This window comes from Streptomyces sp. NPDC054796 (assembly GCF_053611545.1).
The window spans coordinates 273,707-283,527 of record NZ_JBSHAO010000003.1; the positions used below are offsets into that span (position 1 = coordinate 273,707).

The 9,821-nt window shown below is 72.4% G+C and carries 7 protein-coding genes; 5 read left to right on the plus strand and 2 right to left on the minus strand.

What is annotated here, in order from left to right; genetic code table 11:
• Positions 1-29: 29 nt before the first annotated feature.
• From ACWGJ2_RS04595 to ACWGJ2_RS04610, 4 genes are all read left to right on the plus strand, one after another.
• On the plus strand, positions 30-1,613 hold the full coding sequence (locus tag ACWGJ2_RS04595; protein WP_453344461.1) for a sensor histidine kinase: 1,584 nt from the start codon (positions 30-32) through the stop codon (positions 1,611-1,613).
• 56 nt (positions 1,614-1,669) lie between these two features.
• Positions 1,670-3,067 carry a glycosyltransferase gene (locus tag ACWGJ2_RS04600; protein WP_453344462.1) on the plus strand — a complete coding sequence of 466 codons (1,398 nt, stop codon included), beginning with the start codon at positions 1,670-1,672 and terminating at the stop codon, positions 3,065-3,067.
• Entirely contained in the window at positions 3,064-5,268 is a 2,205-nt protein-coding gene (locus ACWGJ2_RS04605; RefSeq protein ID WP_453344463.1) for an ArnT family glycosyltransferase, read from the plus strand. Before ACWGJ2_RS04600 ends, ACWGJ2_RS04605 begins: the two co-directional genes overlap by 4 nt.
• Before the next feature lie 254 nt (positions 5,269-5,522).
• Positions 5,523-6,974, plus strand: coding sequence for an MFS transporter (locus tag ACWGJ2_RS04610; protein WP_453344478.1), 1,452 nt, complete (start codon positions 5,523-5,525; stop codon positions 6,972-6,974).
• Between the two features lie 100 nt (positions 6,975-7,074).
• Here ACWGJ2_RS04610 and ACWGJ2_RS04615 read toward each other — a convergent pair whose 3' ends face one another.
• The gene (locus ACWGJ2_RS04615; protein WP_453344464.1) at positions 7,075-7,536 is read right to left on the minus strand and encodes a hypothetical protein; all 462 of its coding nucleotides are present in this window, start codon (positions 7,534-7,536) and stop codon (positions 7,075-7,077) included.
• A gap of 247 nt (positions 7,537-7,783) precedes the next feature.
• Between ACWGJ2_RS04615 and ACWGJ2_RS04620 the strand changes: the two genes are divergently transcribed.
• Positions 7,784-8,665: a TetR/AcrR family transcriptional regulator gene (locus ACWGJ2_RS04620; protein WP_453344465.1), complete on the plus strand. Its 882-nt coding sequence runs from the start codon at positions 7,784-7,786 to the stop codon at positions 8,663-8,665.
• A gap of 44 nt (positions 8,666-8,709) precedes the next feature.
• Here the strand turns inward: ACWGJ2_RS04620 and ACWGJ2_RS04625 are convergent, their stop codons facing one another.
• A complete protein-coding gene (locus ACWGJ2_RS04625) occupies positions 8,710-9,546 on the minus strand; it encodes a YceI family protein (RefSeq protein ID WP_453344466.1) in 837 nt (278 codons plus the stop codon).
• Between the last annotated feature and the right edge of the window lie 275 nt (positions 9,547-9,821).

Genomic DNA, 9,821 nt, shown 5'->3' on the forward strand with positions numbered 1-9,821 from the left:
CGCTGCGGACGCGGCTGGTGGTCTCGTCGGTGGCGCTGATCGCGGTCGTGGCGGCGGTGATCGGTGCGGTGACGACGATCGCGCTGCACTCCTACCTCTACGACCAGCTCGACACGCAGCTCGCCGACGTCGGCATGCGCGCGGCGGGCCCCGGGCCGCCCGGACACAAGAGGCCGCCCGGTGACATCGACCTGCGCTTCCTGGCGCTGGGCGGCCAGCCCGTGGGCACGGTCGGCGCGGTCGTCACCGACGGCGAGGTCACCGAGACCGGGATCAGCGTCCAGCAGGACAGCGACGAGGGCGAACGGCCCCAGGTGACCGTCGAGTCGCTGACCGGCGCGCAGGCCGAGGCCCTCGCCTCGTTCCCGCGCGACGGCCGCGCGCACACCGTCGACGTGCCCGGCGCGGGCGGCTACCGGATGAAGGCGGTGCCCACCGGCAGCGGCACCCTCGTGCTCGGCCTGCCGACCTCCTCCGTCGAGGACACCATCAACACCCTTCTGGTGGTGGAGGTGTGTGTGGCGGGTGCGGGGTTGGTGGCTGCGGGGATTGCGGGGACGGTGTTGGTGGGGGTGGCGTTGCGGCCGTTGCGGCGGATGGTGCAGACGGCGTCGCGGGTGTCGGAGTTGCCGTTGGCGCGGGGTGAGGTGCGGTTGCGGGAGCGGGTGCCGGAGGGGGATACGGATCCGGGGACTGAGGTGGGGCAGGTGGGTGCGGCGTTGAATCGGATGTTGGGGCATGTGGGGTCGGCGTTGGTGGCGCGGCAGGAGAGTGAGATGCGGGTGCGGCGGTTTGTGGCGGATGCGTCGCATGAGTTGCGGACGCCGTTGGCGTCGATTCGGGGGTATGCGGAGTTGACGCGGCGGGGTGGGGAGCGGGTGGGGCCTGATACGGGGCATGCGTTGTCGCGGATCGAGGCGGAGTCGGCGCGGATGTCGGGTCTGGTGGAGGACTTGTTGTTGTTGGCGCGGCTGGATGCGGGGGTTGGGGGGCGGGTGGTGTCGTGTGAGGTGGTGGATGTGTCGCGGTTGGTGGTGGATGCGGTGAGTGATGCGCGGGTTGCGGGTGGGGGGCATGTGTGGCGGTTGGATGTGCCGCCGGAGCCGGTGTGGGTGGTGGGTGAGGCGGGGCGGTTGCAGCAGGTGTGGGTGAATCTGTTGGCGAATGCGCGGACGCATACGCCGGTGGGGACGGTGGTGTGGGCGCGGGTGCGTCGGGTGGGGGGTGAGGTGGTGGTGGAGGTGGAGGATGGGGGGCCGGGGATTGCGGCGGAGATGCTGCCGCGGGTGTTCGAGCGGTTCGCGCGGGGGGATGTGTCGCGTTCGCGGGCGCATGGGTCGACGGGGTTGGGGCTGGCGATCGTGCGGGCGGTGGTGGGTGCGCACGGGGGGCGGGTGGAGGTCGAGAGCGTCCCGGGCCGCACCGTGTTCACGGTGGGCCTCCCGGCGTGGGACGGGACGGGCGCCGACGTCGTCGCTACGGGCGCGGGTGCGGATACGGGCGCGTGCCCGGACGCGTCGACGGACATGGGCGCGACGGACACGGACACCGGCACCGGCACCGGTATGGGCGCGGGCACGGACACCGCGCACGGCGTGCGCCGGAACTCATAGCTGGGGCACAGCTTCGCCACAAGGCGCTGACAGACCGTTTCGCGAGCCTCTGGAGCATGCGAACAGACACTCATGCCGGAGCGCTGACCAGCACGCTTCCCGCCCGTCGCCATGTGCCCGCCGCCTCGTCGGACCGGGTGGTCCTGGACGTCGTCGTCCCCGTCTACAACGAGGAGGCGGGGTTGGAGGCGTGTGTGCGGCGGCTGCACGCGTTCTTGTCGGGGAATTTTCCGTACGGGTTCCGGATCACGGTGGCGGACAACGCGAGTGTGGACGGGACGCCGGAGGTGGCGCGTCGGCTGGCGGGGGCGTTCGCCGAGGTGGAGTCGGTGCGGTTGGAGCAGAAGGGGCGGGGGCGGGCGCTGCGTGCGGTGTGGGGGGCTTCGGACGCGCCGGTGCGGGCGTATATGGATGTGGATCTGTCGACGGATCTGAACGCGCTGCTGCCGTTGGTGGCGCCGTTGATCTCGGGGCATTCGGATGTGGCGATCGGGTCGCGGCTGGCGGGGAGTTCGCGGGTGGTGCGGGGGACGAAGCGGGAGGTGATCTCGCGCTCGTACAACCTGATTCTGCGGGGGTCGCTGGCGGCGCGGTTCTCGGACGCGCAGTGCGGGTTCAAGGCGGTGCGCGGTGAGGTGGCGGAGCGGTTGCTGCCGTTGGTGGAGGATTCGGGGTGGTTCTTCGACACGGAGTTGCTGGTGGTGGCGGAGCGGGCGGGGCTGCGGATTCATGAGGTGCCGGTGGACTGGGTGGATGACCCGGATTCGCGGGTGGACATCGTGGCCACGGCGGTGGAGGACTTGCGGGGTGTGTGGCGGGTGGGGCGGGCGTTGGCGTCGGGTGCGTTGCCGTTGGGGCGGTTGGCGCGGCCGTTCGGGGATGATCCGCGGGATCGTGGGGTGGTGGGGGTGCCGGGGGGTCTGGCGCGGCAGTTGGTGGGATTCGCTGCGGTGGGTGTGGTGAGCACGCTGCTGTATCTGGTGCTGTTCTCGCTGTTGCGGCTGGGGGTGGGGGCGCAGGCGGCGAACGGGTTGGCGTTGCTGCTGTCGGCGGTGGTGAATACGGCGGCGAACCGGCGGTTGACGTTCCGGGTGCGGGGTCGCTCAAGGGTGGTGCGGCATCAGGCGCAGGGTCTGGTGGTGTTCGGGATCGGGCTGGCGTTGACGAGTGGGTCGTTGGCGGCGTTGTCGGCGGGGAGCCCGGGGGCTTCGCATGCGACGGAGCTGGCGGTGCTGGTGGCGGCGAATCTGGCGGCGACGGTGCTGCGGTTCGTCCTCTTCCGCGCCTGGGTCTTCTCCGCCAAGAACGAGCAGGGGCAGGGCATGGACAGCGGCCACACCGCCGAGGGCATCCACCAGGGCCTGGGCCAGGACACGGACCACGCGTACGGCGACAGCCCGTACGGCGACGGAAACCGCGCCGACGGAATCGACAAGGAGCGCACCCCCGCATGACCACCCTCACTCACCCGGCCGGGCCCCCGCTCGGTGCCGACCGGGACGGAACGGATGGAACAGACGGCACGGATGCGGCGGGCGCGCGTGCGGTGAGGCCCCGCTGGGAGCGGCCCGCGTACTGGGGCCTGCTCGTTGTCGCCGCGGTGCTGTATCTGTGGGGGCTGGGTGCCTCCGGTTACGCGAACTCCTTCTACTCCGCTGCCGCGCAGGCGGGCGGGGCGAGCTGGAAGGCGTTCCTGTTCGGCTCGCTGGACGCGGGCAACGCGATCACCGTGGACAAGCCCCCGGCCGCGCTGTGGCCCATGGGGTTGTCGGTGCGGCTGTTCGGGCTGGGTTCCTGGCAGATCCTGGTGCCCCAGGCGCTGATGGGCGTGGGAGCGGTGGCGGTGCTGTTCGCCGCCGTCCGCCGCCGCTTCGGCCCGGCAGCCGGTCTGCTGGCGGGCGGTCTGCTGGCGCTGACCCCGGTGGCGGCACTGATGTTCCGCTTCAACAACCCCGACGCGCTGCTGTGCCTGCTGATGGTGGCGGCGCTGTACGGCGTGCAGCGGGCACTGGAGGACGCGCGCATCAGGTGGCTGGTGTGCGCCGGGCTCTGCTTCGGGCTGGGCTTTTTGACCAAGACGCTCCAGGCGTGGCTGATCCTCCCGCCGCTGGCGGTCGTCTACGCGGTGTGCGCGCCCGCCCGGCTGCCGCGCCGCATCGGGCAACTGGCGCTGGCGGGGCTGGTGATGGTGGTCAGCGGCGGCTGGTGGGTGGCGCTGGCCGAGCTGTGGCCCGCCGCCTCGCGTCCCTACATCGGCGGCTCGCAGACCAACAGCTTCCTGGAGCTGACCTTCGGCTACAACGGCTTCGGCCGCATCACCGGCAACGAGACCGGGAGTGTTGGCGGCGGCGCGCCCGGTGGCGGCCCCGGTGGGGGCGGCGGTCCCGGCGGCGGTGGCGGTGGCGGCGGCTGGGGCGAGACCGGCATCGGGCGGCTGTTCAACGAGTCGATGGGCGGCCAGATCTCCTGGCTGCTGCCAGCGGCACTGATCCTGCTGGCAGCGGGCCTCGTGGTGACGCGCAAGGCGGCCCGTACGGACGGCGAACGCGCCGCGTTCCTGCTGTGGGGCGGAGCGCTGCTGATGACGGCGGCGACGTTCAGCTTCATGTCCGGGATCTTCCACGAGTACTACAACATCGCCCTCGCCCCCTACATCGCGGCGCTCGTCGCCATGGGCGCGGTGCTGCTGTGGCGACGTCGCGCACACCTCCTCGCCTCGGGGACGCTCGCGCTGACGGTGGCGGTCACGGCCGTGTGGTCGTACGTGCTGCTCGGGCGTACCACCGACTGGCTGCCGTGGCTGCGCTGGACCGTGCTCGTCGCCGGTGCCGTCGCCGCGATCGCGCTGCTGGGGCTCTCGCGGCTGCCCCGTCGAGTGGGTGCCGGCGTCGCCGCGCTGGGCCTGGCGGCCTCGGTCGCGGGGCCCGTCGCGTACACGCTCAGCACCGTGGACACCCCGCACACGGGCTCGATCATCACGGCGGGACCCTCGTCGGGCCGCGGACCCGGCGGCATGGGCGGCGGCCCCGGAGGCGGCGGAGGCGGCGGCATGCGGGGCGGACCGCCCGGCATGCAGGGCCAGCAGGGCAAGGGCCAGGGCCAGCAGCAGGGCCAGGGCGGTGCTCAGGCGCAGGGTCGGCCCCCGCAGGGGATGCCGGGCCAGGGCGGCCAGCCCGGTCAGGGCCAGCAGGGGCAGGGCGGACCGGGCCAAGGGCAGCAGGGGCAGGGCATGCCCGGCGGCGCCGGAGCCCGCGAGGGCCGCATGGGCGGCGGTGGCATGGGTGGCGGCATGGGCGGACTGCTCAACGGTGCCTCCGTCAGCGCCAAGGCCAAGGCCAAGCTGAGCGAGGACGCCGACGACTACACCTGGGCAGCCGCGGCCATCGGCTCGCAGAACGCGGCCAGTTACCAGTTGGCCACCGGAAAACCGGTGATGGCCATCGGCGGCTTCAACGGCAGCGACCCGAGCCCCACCCTCGCCCAGTTCAAGAAGTACGTCGCCGAAGGGAAGATCCACTACTTCATCGGCGGCTCCCAGGGCGGCCCAGGCGGCGACCAGGGCACCGCGTCAAAGATCAGCTCCTGGGTGACCGAGCACTACAAGAAGGTCACCGTCGGCCAGGCCACGTTCTACGACCTGACCAAGAAGAGCTGAGCGCCCCCGACACGTCGCACGGAACACGTCGGACGTCAGGGCCGGGCCCCTCCGGGGGACCGGCCCTGACGCGCGTTCGGCGGAAAACCGGGTTTTCCGTCGCGCACGGCTCCCGTACGGTGTAGAGCACCTTGGTTATACGCCGTACGGGAGGAGCCCCGTTGACCCAGCACGCACCGCGCGCGGACTCCGCGGCGAGCACACCGCACCCGTCCCCCCATAAGCATCCGCACCCGCACCCGCGCCGCTGGCTCATCCTCGGCGTCGTGTGTCTCGCGCAGCTCACCGTGCTGCTCGACAACACGGTGCTGAACGTCGCGCTGCCCTCCCTCACCAGGGAGCTGCACGCGTCCACGACGGACACCCAGTGGATGATCAGCGCGTACGCGCTGGTGCAGTCGGGGCTGCTGCTCACCGCGGGCAACGCCGCCGACCGCTACGGCCGCAAGCGGATGCTCCTCGCCGGGCTCGCGCTCTTCGGCGTCGGCTCGCTGGCCGCCGGGCTCGCCCAGTCCTCGGCCCAGTTGATCGCGGCGCGCGCGGGGATGGGCGTGGGCGGCGCGCTGCTGATGACGACGACGCTCGCCGTCGTCATGCAGGTCTTCGACGAGGCCGAGCGGGCGAAGGCCATCGGCATCTGGGGCGCGGTCAGTTCGCTCGGCTTCGCCTCGGGGCCGCTGATCGGCGGGGTGCTGCTCGACCACTTCTGGTGGGGCGCGATCTTCCTCGTCAACCTTCCCGTCGTGGCCGTCGGCCTGTTCGCGGTCGCCAGGCTGGTGCCCGAGTCGCGGAGCGGCGCGGGGGAGCGGCCGGATCTGGTGGGCGCTGTGCTGTCGACCGTCGGCATGGTCGGGGTCGTCTACGCGATCACCGAGGGCCCGGTGCACGGCTGGACCTCGGCGCGGGTGCTGCTGCCCGCGCTGGTCGGCGCGGCGGTGCTGGCCGGGTTCGCGCGCTGGGAGCTGCGCGTCGAACACCCCATGCTGGACATGCGGTTCTTCCGCGACCGCCGTTTCGTCGGCGCCGTCGCGGGCGGCATCCTCGTCGCGTTCGGGATGGCGGGCTCGCTCTATCTCCTCACCCAGCAGCTCCAGCTCGTCCTCGGCTACGGCCCGCTCAGCGCCGGTCTCCACACGGCACCGCTCGCCCTGACGACGGTGCTGCTCAACTTCTCCGGCGTCGGCGCCAGGGTGCTGGCCGCACTGGGCACCCCGCGCACCATCGTGGCCGGGATGGGGCTGCTGGCCGCTGGGCTCGCCTGTGTGGCGGTGCTGGCCTCGCCGGACGGCTACGCGGGGCTGCTGACGGGGCTCGTCGTGATGGGCGCGGGCATCGCGCTGTCCATGCCCGCCATGGCGAACGCCGTCATGTCCGCGATACCGCCCGAGAAGGCCGGAGTGGGCGCCGGGATCAACGGCACGCTCATGGAGTTCGGCAACGGGCTCGGCGTCGCCGTGCTCGGCGCGGTGCTCAACGCCCGCTTCACCGCGCTGCTGCCCGCCGCGCTCGCGGGGGCCGGTTCGCTGCCCGCCGCCGTGGCCGCTGCACGTACGGGAGGGGAGCGGGCGGCCGTCGCGGACGCGTTCGCGCGGGGCATCGAGACGGCCCAACTGGCCGGGGCGGCGGCCGTCCTCGCGGGCGGTCTCCTGGCCGCGCTGCTGCTGAGCCGCGCGGAGCGGGGGCGCGATGCGGTGCGCGCGGACTAGCGGTGGGGTGAGCGGGCGGGGCCGCCGCCGCGGTCCGGACCGTGGCCCGTGGAGCGCGGCGGCCGTCGTCGTCAGGCCGGAGCGGCGGTGTCGGAGAGGGTCACTGGCCCTCGACCGGCGGGCAGTAGCCGGTCTTGTCGCCGATGCTGTTGATGACCGCGTTGGACCTGGGGTCGCCCGCGTAGTCGACCTGGTCGGTGCAGCTCTTGTCGGGGTCGGCGGGGGTGCCCTCGGGGGTGTCGGCCTTCTGCGGGTCGGGGCACTCGCCCGTCTTGTCGCCGATGCTGTTGATGGTGGCGTTGGACCTGGGGTCGCCCGCGTAATTGATCTGGTCGGTGCAGCTCACCCCGTCCTTCGCGGGGGTGCCCGACGCCGGGGTGCTCTCCGATTTCGAGCCGGTGTCGGTCGTGGCGGCGTCGGGCGAGGTGCTGGCGGCGGCCGACGAGCTGGAGCTGGGCGCGGAGGACGACGCGTTGCCGGTCCCGTCGGGGCCACAGGCCGTGAGCGACAGGGTGGCCGCCACGGCGGCGAGGGTGAGCATCGATATCTTCCGAGCGCGCATGGTGCCGTCCTTCGTGTGGGGGGGAGATCATCTGTCTCTCCTGACACGTCCGTCACCTGCGTCAGTTGCGCGACCCATGTTCCCAGTACATGGCTGTTACACGGGAGTCGGCAGGCGGTGAAGTACGTTCCGGTACGCGGACGACGCACGGCTTAGAGTCGAAGGTGAACGCCCGGAATTCGCTGGTCCGTTCATCCTTCCTCCCCCGACCTCCGACCCCCTCCCACTCTGAGAAGGAGCGCGCGTCATGGCATCCTCCGACACCCGCACCGGCCGTCCACCGCGGACCAGCGTGTGGCTGGAGGAGCGTCCCGCCTCCAAGCGCAAGGGCACGGCCGCGAGCGGGGCCCGTGAGCAGCACGGGCAGTCCGGGCAGTCCGGGCAGCCCGAGGGGCTGGACCGGGAGAAGATCACGGCCGCCGCCGTGCGCCTGCTCGACGCGGACGGGCTCGCGAAGTTCTCGATGCGCCGTCTCGCCGCCGAGCTGGGCGTCACGGCCATGTCCGTGTACTGGTACGTGGACAGCAAGGACGACCTGCTGGAGCTGGCCATGGACGCGGCCGAGGGCGAGCTGGACCTCCCCGACCCCGCGGACACGGAAGCCGACTGGCGCGAACAGCTCCGCCACCTCGCCTACGAGTACCGGCGCCTGTTCAACGCCCACCCCTGGGTCTCCCAGATGGTCGGCAGCTATCTCAACATCGGCCCGCACGCGATGGCCTTCTCGCACGCGGCCCAGGGCATCATGCGGCGCACGGGCCTGCCCGCGCCGCAGCTCACCGGGGCGATGGCCGCGCTCTTCCAGTTCGTCTACGGCTACAGCACCACCGAGGCGAGCTGGAACGGCCGCTGCCGCGCGGCGGGGCTGAGCGCGGACGAGTATCTCTCCACCGTCTACGGCAAGATCGAGGGCCGGGCCGAGTACGAGGACTCTCTGCGCCTCATGGAGCAGGGCGGCGGCAGCACGGTGCACGAAATGCGCGAGCGCGACTTCACCGTCGCGCTGGACTGCATCCTCGCGGGCATGGACGCGCTGACCGTCGCCACGCACACGACGAGGGACCGCGCGGAAAACCCGCACGGTCCCTCGCAACCGGCTCAACCGGCTCAGTCGGCCCAGCGGCCCTAGCCGCCCGCGTCAGCCACGCCAGCCCGCGAACGTCACGCGTCCGCTCAGCCCGCGAACGGCAGCGCGTCGCCCTGCACGGCCTGGATGTCCAGCTCGACCTTCAGGGTGGTGCCGATGGCGGCGATGCCCGCGGCGACGACCTGGTTGTAGTTCATCGAGAAGTCCTCGCGCCGCAGCTCGGCGGTGGCGCGGAACGCCGCGCGCACCCCGCCCCACGGGTCGGGCCCGGTCCCCAGGTACGTCAGGTCCAGGTCCACGTCGCGCACGACGCCGTGCATCGCGAGCTGCCCGTGCACCGTCCAGCGGTCGGCGCCCGCGGTGTCCACGCCGGTGCTGCGGTACGTGATCTGCGGGTACTCCTCGACGTTGAGGAAGTCGCCCGAGCGCAGATGCCCGTCGCGCATCTCGTTGCCGGTGTCGATGCTGGCGGCCTCGATGGCCGCCTCGACGGTGGACTTCTCGGTGTCCTCGGCTATCTCGATGCGCCCGCCGAACCGGGTGAACCGCCCGTGCACGCTGGTGATCCCCAGGTGCTGCGCGGTCGCCGCCACCGTCGAGTGCATCGGGTCGATGGTCCACGGACCCGGCGGCGGCAGCTCGACGCCGCCCTGCCGCGCCAGCACCAGCGCGCCCACGTCGGCCCGCCCGGAGGCGGTCACCATCGCGGTCGAGGCCGCCGGCGCGTAGCCGATGGCGGTCGCGATCACCGTGTACGCCCCTGCGGGCAGCGGTTCCTCGCTGCGTACGACGCCTTCGGCGTCCGCCTCGGCACGCAGAACCTGCGTGCCCGTCATGTCGGTCACGGTCAGCACCGCGTGCTGGACCGCCCAACCGTCGCGAGTGCGGATCTGCGCCCGTACGCCCGCTCCTGCGCCTGCCATCAGTCTTTCGCTCCTTCTTGCTTCACGACCGGCCCCGGGCCCCGCGATGTGCGGGCCGTCCCCTGCCCGCGCTCCCAGTTCGCGGGGGCCGGGGCCTTCCCCTGACCGGGCCGGTCGACGCGCGCTCCGCTCGCATCACTCGCGCGCCTTCCGGCCCGGGGGGTCTGGGGGTGTGGTGCTGGCTACTCGTCGGGGTGGTGCAGCTCGATGTCGTAGCCGTCCACGCCGGACCCGTTGACGTTCAGGGCGTTGGCGACCGGCGGGTAGCCGGAGGC

What these genes read in the sequence shown, in the direction of transcription:
- ACWGJ2_RS04600 (WP_453344462.1), top strand. Translation starts at nt 1,670, where the DNA reads ATGCGAACAGACACTCATGCCGGAGCGCTGACCAGCACGCTTCCCGCC.
- ACWGJ2_RS04605 (WP_453344463.1), top strand. Translation starts at nt 3,064, where the DNA reads ATGACCACCCTCACTCACCCGGCCGGGCCCCCGCTCGGTGCCGACCGG.
- ACWGJ2_RS04615 (WP_453344464.1), bottom strand. Translation starts at nt 7,536, where the DNA reads ATGCGCGCTCGGAAGATATCGATGCTCACCCTCGCCGCCGTGGCGGCC.
- ACWGJ2_RS04620 (WP_453344465.1), top strand. Translation starts at nt 7,784, where the DNA reads ATGGCATCCTCCGACACCCGCACCGGCCGTCCACCGCGGACCAGCGTG.
- ACWGJ2_RS04625 (WP_453344466.1), bottom strand. Translation starts at nt 9,546, where the DNA reads ATGGCAGGCGCAGGAGCGGGCGTACGGGCGCAGATCCGCACTCGCGAC.